Here is a 17,006-nt window from a genome sequence, read left to right on the forward strand (position 1 = left end):
CTTCCGATTCCGATCATGAGCACCACAGTCGTACCTGAAAAATCCGCCCGGTTCGCCCGGCGCCACTGGATCGCCTCGGGCGCCTTCATCGCTGTCGTCGCGCTCGCCGTGTTCGGCTGGCGCTGGTGGACGGTCGGCCGCTTCATCGAGCACACCGACGACGCGTACGTGCGCGCCGACATCGTGACCGTCAGCCCGCGCGTGGCCGGCTACGTCGCGCGGGTGGCCGTCGACGACAACCAGCCGGTCAAGCGCGGCGACGTGCTCGTCGCGCTCGACGACCGCGACTATCGCGCGAAACTCGACGATGCGCAGGCGGCCGTCGCGGCAGCCGATGCGACGCTGCAGGCGGAAGAAGCCGCGGCCGCGACGCTCGACGCGCAAGTCGGCCAGCAGCGCAGCGTGATCGAGCAGGCGCAGGCCGACGCGGCCGCCGCGCGCGCCGAGGCGACACGACGCGATGCGGATGCGGCGCGCTACAGGCAGTTGCTCGCCGAATCGGCCGCGAGCGGGCAACGCTGGGAGCAGGCGCACGCCGACGCGCTGAAGGCGCGCGCCGAACTGGCCCGCGCGAGCGCAGCCGTGCGTGCGCAGGACGACCAGCAGACGGTGCTGCGCCGGCGTCGCATGCAGAGCACGGCCGCGATCGAACAGGCGCGCGCACGGCTTGCGGCGTCCCGCGCGAAGCTCGCGCTCGCGCAACTCGATGTCGAACACACGGTGATCCGCGCGACGCGCGACGGCACGGTCGGCCAGCGCGCGGTGCGGGCTGGCCAGTACGTCGAGGTCGGCATGCCGCTGCTCGCGGTCGTGCCGCTACGCGACGTGTACGTCGTCGCGAACTTCAAGGAGACGCAGCTCGGCGCGATGCACGACGGCCAGCCGGTCGAGATCGACGTCGATACCTATTCGGGCCGCACGCTGCACGGCCGCGTGCTCGGGCTCGCGCCGGGCTCGGGCGCCGAGTTCGCGCTGCTGCCGCCCGACAACGCGACCGGCAACTTCACGAAAATCGTGCAGCGCGTGCCCGTTAAGATCCGGCTCGATGCGCCGCCGACGGGCATCGTGCTGCGGCCCGGCATGTCCGTGATCGCGCGCGTCGATACGCGCGGCGCGCCGGGAGCCGGCTCGTGACGGCCGCGACATCACCGGCCGCGCAGGCCGCACCGGACGACGCCGTCTCGCTGCGCGCATGGGTCGCGGTGCTCGGCGGCGTGTTCGGCTGCTTCATGGCGGGGATGAACGTGCACGTGACGAACGCGTCGCTGCCCGACATCCGCGGCTCGCTCGGCGCGAGCTTCGAGGAAGGCTCGTGGATCTCGACCGCGTACCTCGTCGCCGAGATCGTCGTGATTCCGCTCACCGGCTGGCTCGTGCAGGTGTTCTCCGCGCGGCGTGTGCTGCTCGTCGGCGCATGCGGCTTCCTCGCGTTTTCGATCGCGTGCTCGGTCGCGCCGACCATCTCGTCGATGATCGTCGCGCGCGCGTTGCAGGGCGCGTTCGGCGGCGTGCTGATCCCGCTGTCGTTCCAGTTGATCGTCACCGAGCTGCCGCCGTCGAAGCATCCGCTCGGCATGGCGCTGTTCGCGGTCGCGAACAACGTCGCGCAGGCGGCCGGGCCGTCGCTCGGCGGCTGGCTCACCGACATGTATTCGTGGCGCTGGATCTTCTACTTGCAGATCCCGCCCGCGATCGCGCTGATCGTGGCGATCGCATGGGCGATCCGCCCGGTGCCCGTGCAACTGTCGAAGCTGCGCCAGGCCGACTGGTTCGGCATCGCGACGATGGCGATCGGGTTGAGCGCACTGCAGATCGTGCTGGAGGAGGGCGGGCGCAAGGACTGGTTCGCGTCGGGCCTGATCGTCGAGCTGTCGATCGTCGCGGCGGCGGGGCTGGTGGCATTCGTCGCGATCGAGCTGCGGCGCAAGGAGCCGTTCATCAACCTGCGCCTGCTCGGCCGCTACAACTTCGGGATCGCGAGCCTGATGCAGTTCCTGTTCGGCGCGGTGGTGTTCGGTGTCGTGTTCCTCGTGCCGAACTACTTCGCGGAGCTGCACGGCTACAGCGCGCGCGACATCGGCCTTGCGATGATTCCGTACGGGCTCGTGCAGTTCGTGATGTCGTTCCTGACGCCGCCGCTGATGCGCCGCACGAGCCCGCGCACGACGATCGTGCTCGGCTTCGCGCTGGTGGCGGCCGGCTGCCTGATGAACATCCACCTGAGCGCCGACGCCGCGTCGAACGTGATCGTGCCGTCGCTCGTCGTGCGCGGCGTCGGGCAGTCGCTCGTGGTGATCGCGCTGTCGGTGATGGCCGTCGACGGTATCGAGAAGGCGCAGCTCGGCTCGGCGTCCGGCGTGTTCAACATGGTGCGCAACGTGGGCGGCGCGATCGGCATCGCGGTGGCGAGCCAGATCGTCGTCGAGCGGCAGAAGCTGCACGCGATGCGGATCGGCGAGGCCGTCACGCCGTTTTCGGAAGCGTTCCAGGAACGCATGGCGACGCTCGCGCGGCTGCTCGCGCGCGTGCACGTGCCGCGCGCCGACGCGTTGCCGGGCAGTGCGACCGGCGGCGTGCACGAACTGGCGCTCGCGCTGGTCAATCAGCGCGTGATGCGCGAGGCATTGCTGATGGCGTATAGCGACACGTTCCTGATCGCCGGCGTCGCGATGGTCGCCTGTACGGCGGCGGCGTTCTTGCTGAAGGGGAAGAAGGCCGGATAAGGGCAGGCGGCGCGACGGTGCGCCGCCGCTTCGTTTGCCTCGGCTCTTATCTCGGTGGCTTTCCATCGTTCTATATTTCGACTATTATCGAAACATGGAAACGACCCAGACCATTGCCGCGCTGTCGGCGCTCGCGCACGAATCCCGGCTCGCCGTCTTCCGCACGCTCGTGCAGGCCGGGCCGACGGGCCTGCCCGCCGGGCAGATCGCCACGCTGCTGGATGTGCCCCCTTCATCGCTGTCCTTCCACCTGAAAGAACTGGCGCATGCCGAGCTCGTCACGAGCCGGCAGGAAGGCCGCTTCGTCATCTACTGCGCGAACTTCGCGACGATGAACGGCCTGCTGGCCTACCTCACGGAGAACTGCTGTGGCGGCAATCCGTGTTCGCCGGTGTTCGCGTGTTCGACGTCCGGCACGCAATCCTCCTGATGCGCCTTCGCGTACCCCGCCCATGACCACGAACGTACTGATCCTCTGCACCCACAACTCCGCGCGCAGCGTGCTCGCGGAAGGGATGCTCAATCATTGGGCCGCGAAGCTCGGCCGGGACGTGCGCGCGTACAGCGCGGGCAGCGCGCCGAGCGGCCGGCTGAATCCGTTCGCGCTGGAAGCGCTGACGAACGCCGGTGTCGACGTGAGCGGCTACCGCAGCAAGAGCTGGGATGAATTCGTCGGCGACGGCGCGCCGGAAATGCGCATCGTCATCACGGTATGCGACAGCGCGGCCGCCGAGACGTGCCCGTACTGGCCCGGCAGCCCCGTCAAAGTGCATTGGGGTTATGCCGATCCGTCGAACGCGTCGGGTGGCGACGAAGGCAAGCGTCTCGCGTTCGAACTCACGCGCGAGGCGATCGGCTATCGGATGCTGCAATTGCTCGCGCTGCCGCTCGACCGGATGAGCAATGCCGACCTTCAGGCGGCCTTGACCGACATTTCGCGAAACTGAGCGTTCGCACGGCGGCGTGCCCGAGCCCGGGTGCCGCGTGCGTCTGCGAGACCAGCCCCGTCCCCATGAACACCTCCAACGTCATTCCGCCCCGCAAGGCCGTTGCCAAGCCTTCCATCAACTTCTTCGAGCGTTATCTGACCGTCTGGGTCGCGCTGTGCATCGTCGCCGGCATCGCGCTCGGCCAGATGCTGCCCGGCCTGTTCCAGCAGATCGGCCGGATGGAGTACGCGCAGGTCAATCTGCCGGTCGGCCTGTTGATCTGGGTGATGATCATCCCGATGCTCGTCAAGGTCGACTTCGGCGCGCTGCATGAAGTGCGTCAGCACGTGAAAGGCATCGGCGTCACGCTCGTCGTGAACTGGCTCGTCAAACCGTTCTCGATGGCGCTCCTCGGCTGGCTGTTCATCCGGCATCTGTTCGCGCCGATGCTGCCGGCGGAACAACTCGACAGCTACATCGCCGGCCTGATCCTGCTGGCCGCAGCGCCGTGTACGGCGATGGTGTTCGTGTGGAGCCGGCTGACGGGCGGCGATCCGCTGTTCACGCTGTCGCAGGTCGCGCTGAACGACAGCATCATGGTGATTGCCTTCGCACCGCTGGTCGGGCTGCTGCTCGGGATGTCCGCGATTACCGTGCCGTGGGCGACGCTGCTCACGTCGGTCGTGCTCTATATCGTCGTTCCGGTGATCCTCGCGCAGCTTTGGCGCAAGCGGCTGCTGGCGAACGGGCAGGCGGCATTCGACGCCGCGATGGCGAAGATCGGCCCGTGGTCGATCGCCGCGTTGCTGGCGACGCTCGTGCTGCTGTTCGCGTTCCAGGGCGAAGCGATCCTGAAGCAGCCGCTGGTGATCGCGCTGCTCGCGGTGCCGATCCTGATTCAAGTGTTTTTCAATTCTGCGCTCGCTTACTGGCTCAATCGCGCGGTGGGCGAGAAGCACAACATCGCGTGCCCGTCGGCGTTGATCGGCGCGTCCAACTTCTTCGAGCTGGCCGTCGCGGCCGCGATCAGCCTGTTCGGTTTTCATTCCGGCGCGGCGCTGGCCACCGTCGTCGGCGTGCTGATCGAAGTGCCGGTCATGCTGCTGGTGGTACGCATCGTCAACCGGTCGAAGGGCTGGTATGAGCGCGCTTGAGCAAACAGGAGAACCTGGCGACATGACCTACATCACGATTCATCGCATTCCGAACGGCGAACGCGCGCTCGACGCGGAGGGCACGCATGTCTGACCGTCCGGACGATCTGCCGCAACTCGACATCGATTCGTTCCGCGTGCCGGATGCCGGCCAGCTGCGGCCTGCGTCGCCGTCGACCCATCCGCCCCGGTTCCTGCTTCTGTACGGCTCGCTGCGTGAGCGTTCGTTCAGCCGATTGCTGATCGAGGAAGCCGAGCGTCTGCTTACCGCGATGGGCGCCGAGGTGCGCGTGTTCAATCCGAGCGGTCTGCCGCTGCCGGACGATGCGCCGGAGAGTCATCCGAAGGTCGTCGAGTTGCGCGAACTCGTGCAGTGGTCGGAAGGCATGGTGTGGTGCTCGCCGGAACGGCATGGCGCGATGACCGGGATCATGAAAGCGCAGATCGACTGGATTCCGCTGTCGATGGGCGCCGTTCGGCCGACGCAGGGCAAGACGCTTGCGGTCATGCAGGTCAGCGGCGGCTCGCAGTCGTTCAACGCGGTGAACCAGATGCGCGTGCTCGGACGCTGGATGCGCATGCTGACCATCCCGAACCAGTCGTCGGTGGCGAAGGCGTTCGCTGAATTCGACGAGGCCGGGCGGATGAAGCCGTCGGCGTATTTCGATCGCGTGGTGGACGTGCTCGAGGAACTGGTGAAGTTCACGTTGCTGACGCGGGACGTCGGGCCTTATCTGGTTGATCGGTACAGCGAACGGAAGGAAAGCGCGGAGGAATTGTCGAAGCGGGTTAATCAGCGGAGTATCTGACGTACCGCGGTGTCAAGGGCATGTCGGATCGTCTGCAGTGAACCGTACCCGTTGACGCTGCGTATGATCGGTGTGCTGACGAACTGATGAAGACGCGCGCGGGGATCTCTATCGCCGCGCTGCGTTTCACCCGCAACACCACCACGCGTTACCGACTGAAGCGTGTATTCATCGCGTCCTTGAGTCGCGCGGCGGTGATCTCGCCCATGTGCGACTCGACCAGCTTGCCTTTCTCGTCGAAGAACAGCGTCGTCGGCAACCCACGCGAGCCGTAGGTTCGCATCGCGCCGAGCGATCGATCGAGCAGCACGTGATCGAAACGCAGCCCTTCGCGTTCGAGAAACGCGCGTACGGTCGACGCATCCTCGCCTTGATTGACCGTCAGGAACGTGACGCCGGGGTAATCGCGCTGCGCCTGCGCGAGGATCGGCATCTCGCGCTGGCACGGCGGGCACCACGTTGCCCACAGGTTCACGACGACAGGCTTGCCTGCGTAACTGGCGGGTGCGACGGGCGCGGCATCGAGCGTTTCCGCGCGCAGCGCGGACAACGGCGGCGCGGTGTGCTCGACGGTCGCGAGTACGCCTTGCGCGGCGCCCCACGCGAGCATGCCGGCGGCGATGCCGGCCAGCGCGGGCCGGGCCAACCCGGGCAGGCGGCGCGAGCGCCAGCCGATATACGCGAGCGCGACCGGCAGGCCGATCCACCAGGTAAATCCGCCGTCGCCGAGTGCGACGATGGATCGCGGCGCGGCTGCGTAGTCGTGCCACCAGCGCGCGACGTAGCCGATGCGTGCCGCGAGCAGCCCGATCAACAGTGCATCGAGCAGCAGGCTTGCCGCCGTGCGGTGCTGGCCGTCGGGCCGGGTGCGCTGCATGACGCGCGCAACGAGCCACGCGAGCAGGGCCGCGACGACGACAGCGACGACGCGGATCGAAAAAGGACCAATGCTCAACATGAGAAGGCGTTCAGTGTCGTTGATGGATTGACGGGGGCCGGCGACGATCGTTTCGACGCGTCGTGCGTCGGCGTGGTGATCGCATCGACGTTGCCGGATGAGGCGTGCGGTGACGGTTCGCGTTCGGGCGCGGCCGCGATGAGTTCGGTGTCCATGATACCGGCCGCGACTTGCTGACGCTCGTGTGTAACCGTGATTTGCGGGTGTTCGCGCTGGGGGTGTTCCGTGGCGAGCGCCTGCCGCGGGCGACCTGCGGCATCACGCCGCGCTTGTAGCGGCCGCGCATCGGCGTGTCGATCGTCGCGGTCGGGTTCGGCGCATCGCCGAGGGTGTGGGGCATCGGAGCGGTGTCGTATCGCTGCTCGGGTATTCGCCCGACGTGTTCCTGCTGCTCTTGAACGGCTGACTGACGACCGCGTATCCGGGGATGCACTTCGGGTATGTCGCGGCTGTCAGTGCGGTGGGCGGCGGTGCCTGCCTGCTGCTGAAGCGAATGCTCGAGGCAGACACGAAGCGTTGAGCAGCGCCCCGGTCGCGGCTCAGTTCCGCTGCTCTGCCGGCTCGCCAAGCCGATACGCGGTGAAGAACTCGTACCACGGCGATCCTTCCCCGACCGGCACGTTCAGCGCCGACACGCGCTGCCTGAGCGCCCTGAACACGGTGTCGATCGAAGCCTGCTGCGCGGCGTCGTTGAACGGATACGGCCGCGACCTGCCCGCCGCGAACGCGCCGTATGCGATCGCAAGCAGACGCGCGCCGTCGTCGATACGGCCGATCGACGCGTCGATCGTCTCGATGAAGCGCGACCGGTCGTCATCGCGCGACGCCGACACGCACAGAAATACGAGTGTCGACAGTTCGTGCAGGTCGTCCACGCGCATCAGGCCAGGCAACCGCGCGACGATCTTGTCCACAGGTTCGTCGCGCAGCGCGTCGCCGAAGTCGAGCACGGCGGTCATCGGATTGCTGTCGCGTTCCACGCGATCGAGGGGCGGCGTATGCGGCGCGTGCGCCGACGCCGCGCGCAGCGCCTTGGCAACCTGCTGCTGCCATTCCGGAAAGATCATCCGCACGTTGCCGAACTGCTCGCCGCCTTCCGCGGCCGGATTCCATCGATACACGATCGTGCCGCCGCGAATGAACGGCGAATACAGGTGTTCGGGCGTTTGTGGCAGCGGCCGGCGGTTGATCGGCAGCCACGAGAGCGTCAGCCAGTCGTAGCGGCCGGCGGCGGGCACCGACGGGTTCGAACTCGCGACGACCTGCCATGTGCCGCGGTTCGCGTAACGCCGGCGCGCATCGGGCACCGGGACGGTTTGTCCTTTCGCGGTATCGAAGTACGACGTACCCGTCACGGCCGCGCCGCTGTCCTGCGCGGGCGTGATGCGGGCAATGACCCATGACGCGCCATCCGCCGAACGATAGTCGGACGGCTTCAGCGTTGCGACGTCGTGCACCATGCGCGTTTCCGCCGCGACGGGGCTCGGGGGCAGATCGGGCGAAAGGATGGCGACAGGCGGCATGGCGGTTCCTCGGATTTGGGCGCGTGCGGCCGGGTGGAAGCGGTCTGCGCGGCGCGCGGGCGTTGGTATCACACCACTGTATGACGCCGTCGCCGGAAACGAAACCCGCTCACGCGTTTTGCCGCTTCGGCTTACCATGCGCCACCCGAGCCACGGATGACGAACCCCGATCAGGAGCGCCCATGACCGATACGAACCCCATCACCGCCCACTGGACCCGGGTCGCCGGCCAATGGATCGACTGGGCCGGCAGGCCCGGCCACGATGCGTTCTGGAAATACCGGGCGGGGCTGGCGGCCTACATCGGTCGCGGCACCGGCCGCGCGCTGGAAATCGGTTGCGGCGAAGGCCGTGTGAGCCGCGAGCTGAAGGTGCTCGGTTACGACGTGACCGCGAGCGACGCAGTGCCCGCGATGCTCGACGCCGCGCGTCATGCCGACTCCGCGCACCACTACGAACTGGCGGACGCGGCGGCGCTGCCGTTCGACGATGCCGGGTTCGACCTCGTGATGGCCTACAACGTGTTGATGGACCTCGACGACATGCAGCGCGCGTTGAACGAAGCCCGCCGCGTGCTGAAGCCGGGCGGCACGCTGTTCGTTTCGCTCGTGCATCCGTTCCGCGATCGCGGCCGCTTCGCGGGGCCGGAACCCGATGCGCCGTTCGTGCTGGAAGGCACGTATTTCGGCCGCGAGCATTTCGAAGGCGTCGAGACGCGCGACGGCCTGTCGATGCATTTCGCGGGCTGGTCGCTGCCGCTTCAGGCGTACATGGATGCGCTGGAAGCGGCCGGGTTCGCGATCGTGTCGCTGCGCGAGCCGCCGCCCGACCGTGCGGATACGGACACGTTGAAGCAGTGGGCGCGCGTGCCGCTGTTTCTGTGGATCAAGGCGCGGCCGCTCGCCTGAGCGCCCGGCCCGATCCGTCACACTCAGCGCGGCAGCACCTTCCGGTACACCACGAACCCCGACTTCTCCGCGATGGTGTCGTACAGCCGCATCGCCGTGTGATTCGTCTCGTGCGTCTGCCAGTACACGCGTTCGGCGCGATGCTGGCGCGCGGCGTCGTACACGGCCTCGATCAGCGCGCGGCCGACACCCTTGCCGCGTTCGCTGTCGAGCGTGAACAGATCCTGCAGATAACAGGTCGGCCCGGCGAGCGTCGTGCTGCGGTGATACAGGAAATGCACGAGCCCGACGAGCCGGCCGCCGCGCTCCGCGACGCGCGCATGCACGGGTTCGTAGCCGTCGAAGAAGCGCGACCACGTGAGCTGCGTGATGGCCAGTGGCAGCGCGGTATCGTCGAAGCGGCCGTAGAAGCGGTTGTAGCCGTCCCACAGCGGTAGCCACTGGTCGTAGTCGTCTTCCCGGACCGCGCGTACGGTCAGGCCGGCATCGTTGGCGTTCATGTTTGCGGACCTGTCGATGAGGAGTGGGCGCGGTGCCGAACGGGCCGGCACCGCGCAGGTCTCTACGATAGGCAGTTCGCGGCGCGACGGGTAGGCCCATGGCGACGGCGCTTTCTGGTGCCACGGCGCATGCCGGTCAGCGCGCGACCGTCGACATCCGAGAAAAAATCGCGTTCATCGAGTGCCGGCGGCGTGCTCGGGGTGAGCCGACGGCTCGACCGCAATCGCGATTTTTCCCCGAACCCCGTTGTCGGGGCACTCCAGTCGTGCATGGGCGAGCGGAATGTCGGCGAGGGAATAGACGGCGCCCACGTGCGGCCGCAGTTGGCCGCGCGCGATCAAGGCGCTCAACTCGTCGAGCTTGCCGCGGTTTTGCCGGGTGAAAACGAAGTGATAACTCGCGTTCTTGCCCCAGGCCTGGATCACGTTTTGCGGCTGTGCGATGTCCACGATCGTGACCACGCGGCCAAGTTGGGCGAGCGCGTCGGGGCTGCGCGACAAGGTGTTGCCGCCGATGGTGTCGAACACGACATCGACGCCGCGGCCGCCCGTTTCCCGCATGACGGCGTCGACATAATCGTCCTTCGTGTAGTCGATGACCGCATCGGCCCCCAGGCGTCGTGCGAACTCGGCGTTTGCGTCGCGCACGGTCGTGAGCACCCTTGCGCCGATGGCTTTGGCGAGCTGGATCGCCACATGGCCGACGCCTCCCGCACCGCCGTGTATCAGGATGCTTTCCCCCACCCTCAGCGCCGCACGCACGACCAGTGCTTCCCACGCCGTCCCGCCAACCAGGGTCAGGCTTGCCGCCTCGAGATGGCTCAGCGATGGCGGCTTCTTCCCGACGATGCCTTCGGCAGCCACGTGGTATTCGGCATAACTGCCCGGCCCGCCGAAGATTTGCGGCGTGTACCAGACTTCGTCTCCCGGCGAGAAGGCCGTCACCCCCGGCCCGACTGCTTCGACGACGCCGGATACGTCGTGTCCGGTAATGGCCGGCAGCGGCACCAGGTCGGGATAGTCGCCGCGCCGGACCTGGTAATCCAGCGGATTGATGGAGGTTGCATGTACCCGGACCAGGACGTGCCCAGCGGGCGGCACCGGCTTGGGCACGTCGCGGAGTTCGAACGATTCCGGGCCGCCAAATGATTTGAGCATGAGTGCTTTCATTGCAAATCCTCGTTTCGATAAAAAGGGATATCGGGAATTATCGATATCATGGGACAAAAAATTACAGCTCTTTCCCGATGCGCTTGGCAAGGGCGCTGATGGTTGCTTCGTTTCGCTTGTAGTAGGTCCATTGGCCGATGCGCCTGACTTCGACCAGGCCTGCGCGTTGCAGGGTGGCCAGATAGTCGGACACCGTCGACTGCGACAGGCCGACGCCCTCCTGAATGCTGCTGACGCAGACGCCCACCGTGAGCACGTCCCCTTCATCCTGCGGCGGGAAGTTCTTCACGGGATCCTTCAAGCCTTGCAGGATTTCAAGGCGTGTCCGGTTCGAGAGGGCTTTGAATACGTCGAGCAATTCCATGGCGCGCAGTATATCGAGAATTACCGATATGTCAATGCGGGAGTCCGCCGCCAGGGGCCGCGTACCGCCATCGCCATGCCGGCTGCACGCCGCCGCGGTGTTCCTTTCGGTCTGTTAGACTTTTCGGCCGCCTGTCGCCATCCGGGCCGCACCCGGTTTTTCGCGTCATGAACGAACACCACGCGCCGAATCCTCTGACCGAGGTGCTGCGAGCCTACTGGAAGGCCGATCGCTGGATGTTGCTGACGGTCGTGGCGGTCGTCGTCCTGGCGAGCACGAGCGCCGTCGCCGCGCCTTACCTGTTCTCGCGCCTGATCGACGCGCTGTCGCATCGCGGCGCACTCCACGCGCTGATTCCGGGCTTCGTGCTCTATGCGGTGCTACTGGGCCTGTCCAGCGCGCTGCAACGCATGGTGCAGTACCTGTCCTTCATGAGTGCCGAGAACCTAGGGTTCATCACCAGCACGCGTTTTTTCGAGCGCATCCTGAAGAAGACCACGGCCTTCTTCGTCGAGCACAATCCGGCGGAAATCCAGAACGCGAACGCGCGCGGCAGCCGTGCGCTGTCGGTACTCGTGCAGCTCGCGCTGATGGACCTGATCCCCGGCACGCTGCAGATCGTGCTGACGCTCGTCACGCTCGGCGCGCTGATCAATCTGGAAGTGATGGCCATCACCGCCGCATACGGCGCGATCGCGGTGACGATCGCGATCGTGTCCGCGCGGCGCTCGCGGGCGTTCCTCGACCGCGCGATCGAGGCCGGGCAGGAGAATGCGCGGTTCGTCGGCGGCGCGATCAGCGCGATGGAAACGCTCCGGCATTTCGGCAGCCACCGCTGGATGAGCGAGCGTTTCTCGGAGAAGGCGCGCGCCGAGCGCGACAACTGGCGCGCGTACGTGATGCAACACGTCGGCTTTCTTGCGCTGCTGGGCTTCGGTCTTGCGATCCAGTTTTCCGTGACGTTCTGGCTGCTCCTGCCGCGCCACGCGGCCGGCGCGCTGTCGATCGGCGATATCGTGCTGTTCAACACGCTGCTGTTGCAGCTGAATCTGCCGTTCGAAATGCTCGCGCGCTCCATCGACGAGAGCGTGCGCTCCCGCGCGGCGCTCGCGCCGTTCGCGGCGATGTGGACGGCGCCCGAGGAGCGGCAGGTGTCGCATGCGTCGGCGTTCGTGCCGCGCGAAGGGCGCGTGGTGTTCGATCGCGTCGGTTATGCGTACGGCAACGGGCGCGGCGTGAGTGACGTCGATTTCGTCGCCACGCGCGGCGCGATCACGTTCGTCGTCGGCGAAACGGGCGCGGGGAAATCCACGGTGTTCAAGCTGGCGCTGAAATCGATCGAGCCGACCCGCGGGCGCATTCTCGTCGACGGCGTCGATCTCGCCGACATCGACCGCGCCGACTGGTACGGCGCGGTCGCCGTCGTGCCGCAGGACGTCGTGCTGCTGAACGAGAGCCTGGAAGACAACATCCTGCTCGGCCGGCCGCGCGACGCGCAGCGCTTGCGCGAGGCAGCCGCGAAGGCCACGATCCTGCCGTTCATCGACGGTCTGCCGGACGGCTTTCGCACGACGGTGGGCGAGCGCGGGCTGAAGCTGTCGGGCGGCGAGCGCCAGCGCATCGCGATCGCCCGCGCGCTGTACGGCAATCCGACCGTGCTGTTTCTCGACGAGGCGAGTTCCGCGCTCGACGAAGCCACGGAGCGCGACATCATGGAGCACGTGCGGCTGCTGGCCCGCGACGTCACCGTGATCGCGATCACGCACCGGCGCTCGGTCATCGGCGCGACCGACAAGGTCGTGCGGCTCGGCGAGGCGGGTGTGGCCGTGTAGTGCGCCACAGCCGCGTCGCCGGTCGGCCGCTGGCGCTTATCCGGGCATCGGCGGATTGAGTCGCGCGAACGCCGGTTGTCGGTAGTACGGGAAGTACGGATAAGGCGCCTCCACCGCGCTCGCCGCGTCGAGCTTCGCGACCTGCGCATCGGTCAGCGACCAGCCGGCCGCGCCGAGGTTCTGGCGCAACTGTTCCTCGTTGCGCGCGCCGATGATCACCGACGATACGGTCGGCCGCTGCAGCAGCCAGTTCAGCGCGATCTGCGGCACGGTTTTGCCGGTTTCCTCCGCGATCGCGTCGAGTGCATCGACCACGTCGTACAGGCGCGTGTCGTCGACGGGCGGCCCGTAGCTGGCCGTTTCATGCAGGCGGCTGCCTTCGGGCAGCGGCGCGTTGCGCCGGATCTTGCCGGTGAGCCGGCCCCAGCCAAGCGGGCTCCACACGAGCGCGCCGAGCCCTTGATCGGCGCCGAGCGGCATCAGGTCCCACTCGTAGTCGCGGCCGACGAGCGAGTAGTAGACCTGGTTCGCCACGTAGCGCGACCAGCCGTGCCGGTCCGCCGCCGCGAGCGATTTCATGATCTGCCAGCCGGCGAAGTTCGATACGCCGATATAGCGCAGCTTGCCCGCGCGCACGAGATCGTCGAGCGTCGACATCACCTCCTCGACCGGCGTGCTCGCGTCGAACGCGTGCAGTTGCAGCAGGTCGATGTAGTCGGTGTCGAGGCGGCGCAGCGCGGCGTCGACGGCGCGCACGAGCCGCGCGCGCGACGTGCCCGCGTCGTTTGGGCCGTCGCCGGTCGGCAAGCCGGTCTTCGTCGAGATCAGCACCTGGTCGCGACGCCCCTTGATCGCCGCGCCGAGCACACGTTCGGATTCGCCGTCCGAATACACGTCGGCCGTGTCGAACAGGTTGACGCCGGCTTCGAGGCAGATGTCGACGAGGCGGCGCGCCTCGGCGACGCCCGTGTTGCCCCATGCGCTGAACAGCGGGCCGGTGCCGCCGAAGGTGCCTGCGCCGAAGCTCAGAACGGGAACCTTGAGGCCGGATCGGCCGAGCGTACGGTATTCCATGTGCATGTCCTCTCGTCGTATGAGCGGGGCAACCGCATGCCGGTCGCCAGGCAGCCAATGTACCGTTTGCGGCTTTTCCTGATAATCCTGAAGATAACGAAAATATCCTTCGGAAGAGGCGAACAATGCTGCTCGACAACCTCGAACTGTTCCTGTGCATCGTGGAGAAGGGCGGGCTGGCCGCGGCGGGCCGCGAGGTCGGCCTGTCGCCGGCCACGGTGTCCGAGCGGCTGACGGCGCTCGAGCGTCACTACGGCGCGGCGCTGCTCACGCGCACGACCCGCGCGATCAGCCTGACGGACGAAGGCCGCACGCTCGTCGCGGGCGCGCGGCGCCTGCTGGCCGAGGCCGACGAACTCGAAAGCCGTGTGCGGCTCGGCGTGCAGACGCTGTCGGGGCCCGTGCGCCTGAGCGCGCCGGCCGATCTCGGGCGCGAGCGTGTCGTGCCCGTCGTCGACGCGTTCCTGGCCGAGCATCCGGGCGTCACGGTCGACCTGCATCTCGGCGATGGTTACGTCGATCTCGTCGGGCAGGGGCTCGATTTCGCGATCCGTCGCGGCACGCTCGCCGACAGTTCGCTGCGCAGCCGTTCGCTCGGCCGTGCACGGCGCGTGGTGTGCGCGTCGCCTGCGTATCTGGCCGCGCACGGCACGCCACGGCATCCTGACGATCTTGCGGCGCACGACTGCATCGTGATGCGCTTCGGCCTCGACCTGTATGCGGAATGGCCGTTCAGCATCGACGGCGAATCGAAGCGCGTGATGGTGCGTGGCCGGCGCGTCGCCAACGACGGTGCGCTCGTGCGCGCGTGGTGCATCGCAGGGCACGGCGTTGCGCTCAAGTCGCTGGTCGACGTCGAACAGGATCTGGCGTCCGGCGCGCTCGTCGAGGTGCTGCGCGCGTATTCGCCGGGCGACGTCGATCTGCAGATCGTCTACCCGGGCAGCGCCGCGCAGCCGCGGCGCGTGCGTGCGCTGATCGATCGGCTGGCGCAGGCGCTCGCAGGCGCCTGAGTGTGCGCCGAACCTCGCACGGATGACGACGGAGTCGCAGCCCGATCGCCCGGTTTCGACGGGACGGCATCGTGCTTGCCGACGCCGCAACGTCGAATCCTGCATGACAACAACCATCGGTATCCGGCGAACGACCTGACCGCGTGAAACTGTGTTCGACCGGCTTGCTCACGTTTCGTCATTTAGCTAATATTCGAAACGTTAAACGAAGCACACCGACCACACCGACCACATGGACGACGTTACCCGCATCAGCGCACTGGCCAACGAAAGCCGCCTGGCCGTGATGCGCTGGCTCAAGCAGCCGCGCAAGCATTTCCCGCCGCAGCCGCACGGCGATTTCGACGAGCTCGGCGTGTGCTGCACGTACATCACCGAGAAGCTCGGCATCGCGCCGGCCACGACCACGCGCCACATGCGCATCCTCGCGGATGCGGGGCTCGTGCAGGCGACCCGTGTCGGCAAGTTCACGTACTACAAACGGATCGACGGCGCGTTGCAGCAGCTAGGCCGCGCGCTTACGCAACTCTGACGCTCACCGAGGCAACCGACATGGACGAACTCGAATTGCTGGCCGACGCCGACCGGCGCGCGCACGCGTATCTCGCATCGACGAACGAACGGCGCGCGTTCCCCGACGCAGCTGCGCTGGCCGGCCTCGCCGCGTTCGACGAATCTTTGCCCGATGCGGGCCGCCCGGCCGACGATGTGCTGCGCCTGCTCGACGAGCGGGGCACGCCCGCGACCGTCGCGTCGAACGGCCCGAACTACTTCGGCTTCGTGATCGGCGCGACGCTGCCGGCCGCGGCGGCGGCCGAGCGGCTGATGCTCGCGTGGGACCAGTGCGCATCGTCCTACGCGAATTCGCCGGTCGCCGCGACGCTGGAACGCCAGGCCGCGCGCTGGGTCGTCGACGCACTCGCGCTGCCCGAAGGCAGCGCAGTCGGTTTCGGTACGAGCGCGACCGCGTGCACGCTCGTCGCGCTGGTGGCCGCGCGGCGTGCGCTGCTCGCGCGCAAGGGCTGGAACATCGACGAGGACGGCCTGATCGGTGCGCCCGAAGTGAAGGTCGTGATCTCCGAGCTCGCGCACATCACGGTGAAGAAGGCGCTGCGCGTGCTCGGCTTCGGGATGAAGCGCATCGCCGTCGCGCCCGTGGACGAGCACGGCCGCATCGACCCGGCGCAACTGCCGCCGCTCGACGACATGACGATCCTCTGCGTGCAGGCCGGCGAAGTGAACACCGGCGAATTCGATCCGTTCGCGGCGCTGGTTCCGCGCGCGAAGGCGGCCGGCGCATGGGTGCACGTGGACGGCGCGTTCGGCCTGTGGGCGCGCGCATCGTCGAAGCGCGCGCTGACGGACGGCGTCGACGGCGCCGACAGCTGGACGACCGACGGCCACAAGTGGCTCAACACGCCGTACGACGGCGCGATGGTGATCTGCCGCGACGCGGCCGCGCTCGCGACCGCGATGAACAGCGACGCCGTCTACCTGAGCGGCGCGCAGGACGCGCAGAAGAACCTGAACCTCGAATTCTCGCGGCGGGCGCGCGGCATTCCCGTGTGGGCGGCGCTGCGCTCGCTCGGTCGCGCGGGGCTGGCCACGATGATCGAGCGGCATTGCGCGCAGGCGGCGCGTGTCGCGGACGGCCTGCGCGCAGCCGGCTACGACGTGCTGAACCGCGTCGTGCTGAACCAGGTGCTGGTGCGCGCCGGCACCGACGACGAAACCGCCGCGATCCTCACGGCCGCGCAGGATTCGGGCGACGTATGGTTCGGCGCGACCGTGTGGCAGGGGCGGCCGGCGTTCCGGATCAGCGTGTCGTCGTGGCGCACGGAAGACACGCACATCGATCGTCTCGTTGCATTGCTGACGAAGCTGCGCGGCGTACACACGCGCTGAACGGCGGAGCGGCCCGGCAGCGCTGAAAGTGGAGCGGATGCCGGGTCGCGGCGTGAACGGAAATGCCGGACAATACCGACGCGTGCGCGCAGATGCGCCGCGTCGCCCGGCAGCGCGTTTCCCGTTTCGGGCGGCTCGTACAAA

18 protein-coding genes are annotated in these 17,006 nt (G+C 67.6%); 11 read left to right on the top strand and 7 right to left on the bottom strand.

Annotation, left to right across the window (positions count from 1 at the left end; translation table 11 throughout):
• Window positions 1–15 precede the first annotated feature (15 nt).
• From BBJ41_RS28845 to arsH, 6 genes are all read left to right on the top strand, one after another.
• Window positions 16–1,134, top strand: coding sequence for an HlyD family secretion protein (locus BBJ41_RS28845; RefSeq protein WP_069749596.1), 1,119 nt, complete (start codon window positions 16–18; stop codon window positions 1,132–1,134).
• Window positions 1,131–2,723, top strand: coding sequence for a DHA2 family efflux MFS transporter permease subunit (locus tag BBJ41_RS28850; protein WP_069749597.1), 1,593 nt, complete (start codon window positions 1,131–1,133; stop codon window positions 2,721–2,723). The genes BBJ41_RS28845 and BBJ41_RS28850 overlap by 4 nt, the downstream gene beginning before the upstream one ends.
• A 94-nt stretch (window positions 2,724–2,817) precedes the next feature.
• Window positions 2,818–3,153, top strand: a complete 336-nt coding sequence (locus BBJ41_RS28855; protein ID WP_069749598.1) for an ArsR/SmtB family transcription factor — start codon at window positions 2,818–2,820, stop codon at window positions 3,151–3,153.
• A gap of 22 nt (window positions 3,154–3,175) precedes the next feature.
• Window positions 3,176–3,670, top strand: a complete 495-nt coding sequence (locus BBJ41_RS28860) for an arsenate reductase ArsC (protein WP_069749599.1) — start codon at window positions 3,176–3,178, stop codon at window positions 3,668–3,670.
• Window positions 3,671–3,735: 65 nt separating this feature from the next.
• On the top strand, window positions 3,736–4,806 hold the full coding sequence (gene arsB / locus BBJ41_RS28865; RefSeq protein ID WP_069749600.1) for an ACR3 family arsenite efflux transporter: 1,071 nt from the start codon (window positions 3,736–3,738) through the stop codon (window positions 4,804–4,806).
• Between the two features lie 86 nt (window positions 4,807–4,892).
• Window positions 4,893–5,615, top strand: a complete 723-nt coding sequence (gene arsH, locus BBJ41_RS28870; protein WP_069749601.1) for an arsenical resistance protein ArsH — start codon at window positions 4,893–4,895, stop codon at window positions 5,613–5,615.
• A gap of 148 nt (window positions 5,616–5,763) precedes the next feature.
• Here the strand turns inward: arsH and BBJ41_RS28875 are convergent, their stop codons facing one another.
• From BBJ41_RS28875 to BBJ41_RS28880, 3 genes are all read right to left on the bottom strand, one after another.
• Window positions 5,764–6,573 carry a TlpA family protein disulfide reductase gene (locus BBJ41_RS28875; RefSeq protein WP_069749602.1) on the bottom strand — a complete coding sequence of 270 codons (810 nt, stop codon included), beginning with the start codon at window positions 6,571–6,573 and terminating at the stop codon, window positions 5,764–5,766.
• Window positions 6,567–6,728 (bottom strand): hypothetical protein, encoded by a 162-nt coding sequence (locus BBJ41_RS40720; RefSeq protein ID WP_156814888.1) that lies wholly within the window; start codon window positions 6,726–6,728, stop codon window positions 6,567–6,569. The genes BBJ41_RS28875 and BBJ41_RS40720 overlap by 7 nt, the downstream gene beginning before the upstream one ends.
• Window positions 6,729–7,112: 384 nt before the next feature.
• Complete coding sequence (locus BBJ41_RS28880; protein WP_236872082.1) at window positions 7,113–8,033, bottom strand: hypothetical protein; 921 nt, start codon at window positions 8,031–8,033, stop codon at window positions 7,113–7,115.
• A gap of 245 nt (window positions 8,034–8,278) precedes the next feature.
• Between BBJ41_RS28880 and BBJ41_RS28885 the strand changes: the two genes are divergently transcribed.
• Window positions 8,279–9,004 carry a class I SAM-dependent methyltransferase gene (locus BBJ41_RS28885; RefSeq protein WP_069749604.1) on the top strand — a complete coding sequence of 242 codons (726 nt, stop codon included), beginning with the start codon at window positions 8,279–8,281 and terminating at the stop codon, window positions 9,002–9,004.
• A 23-nt stretch (window positions 9,005–9,027) separates the two neighbouring features.
• On the opposite strand, the gene BBJ41_RS28890 is transcribed toward BBJ41_RS28885, so the two are convergent.
• The 3 genes from BBJ41_RS28890 to BBJ41_RS28900 all read right to left on the bottom strand — a co-directional run bounded on the left by BBJ41_RS28890 (window position 9,028) and on the right by BBJ41_RS28900 (window position 11,038).
• Window positions 9,028–9,504, bottom strand: coding sequence for a GNAT family N-acetyltransferase (locus BBJ41_RS28890; RefSeq protein WP_069749605.1), 477 nt, complete (start codon window positions 9,502–9,504; stop codon window positions 9,028–9,030).
• 174 nt (window positions 9,505–9,678) lie between these two features.
• A complete protein-coding gene (locus tag BBJ41_RS28895) occupies window positions 9,679–10,674 on the bottom strand; it encodes a zinc-dependent alcohol dehydrogenase family protein (protein ID WP_069749606.1) in 996 nt (331 codons plus the stop codon).
• A 61-nt stretch (window positions 10,675–10,735) separates the two neighbouring features.
• A complete protein-coding gene (locus BBJ41_RS28900; protein ID WP_069749607.1) occupies window positions 10,736–11,038 on the bottom strand; it encodes an ArsR/SmtB family transcription factor in 303 nt (100 codons plus the stop codon).
• Window positions 11,039–11,205: 167 nt separating this feature from the next.
• On the opposite strand from BBJ41_RS28900, the gene BBJ41_RS28905 reads away from it, so the two are divergent.
• Window positions 11,206–12,870 (top strand): ABC transporter ATP-binding protein, encoded by a 1,665-nt coding sequence (locus BBJ41_RS28905; RefSeq protein ID WP_069749608.1) that lies wholly within the window; start codon window positions 11,206–11,208, stop codon window positions 12,868–12,870.
• Between the two features lie 36 nt (window positions 12,871–12,906).
• Here BBJ41_RS28905 and BBJ41_RS28910 read toward each other — a convergent pair whose 3' ends face one another.
• Entirely contained in the window at window positions 12,907–13,944 is a 1,038-nt protein-coding gene (locus BBJ41_RS28910) for an aldo/keto reductase (RefSeq protein WP_069749609.1), read from the bottom strand.
• Between the two features lie 125 nt (window positions 13,945–14,069).
• On the opposite strand from BBJ41_RS28910, the gene BBJ41_RS28915 reads away from it, so the two are divergent.
• The 3 genes from BBJ41_RS28915 (at window position 14,070) to BBJ41_RS28925 (ending at window position 16,862) form a co-directional block, all read left to right on the top strand.
• The gene (locus BBJ41_RS28915) at window positions 14,070–14,957 is read left to right on the top strand and encodes a LysR family transcriptional regulator (RefSeq protein ID WP_069749610.1); all 888 of its coding nucleotides are present in this window, start codon (window positions 14,070–14,072) and stop codon (window positions 14,955–14,957) included.
• 232 nt (window positions 14,958–15,189) lie between these two features.
• Complete coding sequence (locus tag BBJ41_RS28920; RefSeq protein ID WP_069749611.1) at window positions 15,190–15,489, top strand: ArsR/SmtB family transcription factor; 300 nt, start codon at window positions 15,190–15,192, stop codon at window positions 15,487–15,489.
• Window positions 15,490–15,509: 20 nt separating this feature from the next.
• Window positions 15,510–16,862, top strand: a complete 1,353-nt coding sequence (locus tag BBJ41_RS28925) for a pyridoxal phosphate-dependent decarboxylase family protein (RefSeq protein WP_069749612.1) — start codon at window positions 15,510–15,512, stop codon at window positions 16,860–16,862.
• Window positions 16,863–17,006: the final 144 nt, after the last annotated feature.

The sequence above is a fragment of the Burkholderia stabilis genome (assembly GCF_001742165.1).
In the GTDB taxonomy this organism is placed as follows: domain Bacteria; phylum Pseudomonadota; class Gammaproteobacteria; order Burkholderiales; family Burkholderiaceae; genus Burkholderia; species Burkholderia stabilis.

Excerpts from the sequence above, each read along its gene's own strand:
- BBJ41_RS28890 (WP_069749605.1), bottom strand. The coding sequence starts at position 9,504 with ATGAACGCCAACGATGCCGGCCTGACCGTACGCGCGGTCCGGGAAGAC.
- BBJ41_RS28925 (WP_069749612.1), top strand. The coding sequence starts at position 15,510 with ATGGACGAACTCGAATTGCTGGCCGACGCCGACCGGCGCGCGCACGCG.
- BBJ41_RS28915 (WP_069749610.1), top strand. The coding sequence starts at position 14,070 with ATGCTGCTCGACAACCTCGAACTGTTCCTGTGCATCGTGGAGAAGGGC.
- BBJ41_RS28860 (WP_069749599.1), top strand. The coding sequence starts at position 3,176 with ATGACCACGAACGTACTGATCCTCTGCACCCACAACTCCGCGCGCAGC.
- BBJ41_RS28880 (WP_236872082.1), bottom strand. The coding sequence starts at position 8,033 with ATGGTGCACGACGTCGCAACGCTGAAGCCGTCCGACTATCGTTCGGCG.
- BBJ41_RS28920 (WP_069749611.1), top strand. The coding sequence starts at position 15,190 with ATGGACGACGTTACCCGCATCAGCGCACTGGCCAACGAAAGCCGCCTG.
- BBJ41_RS40720 (WP_156814888.1), bottom strand. The coding sequence starts at position 6,728 with ATGGACACCGAACTCATCGCGGCCGCGCCCGAACGCGAACCGTCACCG.
- BBJ41_RS28910 (WP_069749609.1), bottom strand. The coding sequence starts at position 13,944 with ATGGAATACCGTACGCTCGGCCGATCCGGCCTCAAGGTTCCCGTTCTG.
- BBJ41_RS28895 (WP_069749606.1), bottom strand. The coding sequence starts at position 10,674 with ATGAAAGCACTCATGCTCAAATCATTTGGCGGCCCGGAATCGTTCGAA.
- BBJ41_RS28905 (WP_069749608.1), top strand. The coding sequence starts at position 11,206 with ATGAACGAACACCACGCGCCGAATCCTCTGACCGAGGTGCTGCGAGCC.
- BBJ41_RS28885 (WP_069749604.1), top strand. The coding sequence starts at position 8,279 with ATGACCGATACGAACCCCATCACCGCCCACTGGACCCGGGTCGCCGGC.
- BBJ41_RS28875 (WP_069749602.1), bottom strand. The coding sequence starts at position 6,573 with ATGTTGAGCATTGGTCCTTTTTCGATCCGCGTCGTCGCTGTCGTCGTC.
- BBJ41_RS28845 (WP_069749596.1), top strand. The coding sequence starts at position 16 with ATGAGCACCACAGTCGTACCTGAAAAATCCGCCCGGTTCGCCCGGCGC.
- BBJ41_RS28900 (WP_069749607.1), bottom strand. The coding sequence starts at position 11,038 with ATGGAATTGCTCGACGTATTCAAAGCCCTCTCGAACCGGACACGCCTT.
- BBJ41_RS28855 (WP_069749598.1), top strand. The coding sequence starts at position 2,818 with ATGGAAACGACCCAGACCATTGCCGCGCTGTCGGCGCTCGCGCACGAA.
- arsB (WP_069749600.1), top strand. The coding sequence starts at position 3,736 with ATGAACACCTCCAACGTCATTCCGCCCCGCAAGGCCGTTGCCAAGCCT.
- arsH (WP_069749601.1), top strand. The coding sequence starts at position 4,893 with ATGTCTGACCGTCCGGACGATCTGCCGCAACTCGACATCGATTCGTTC.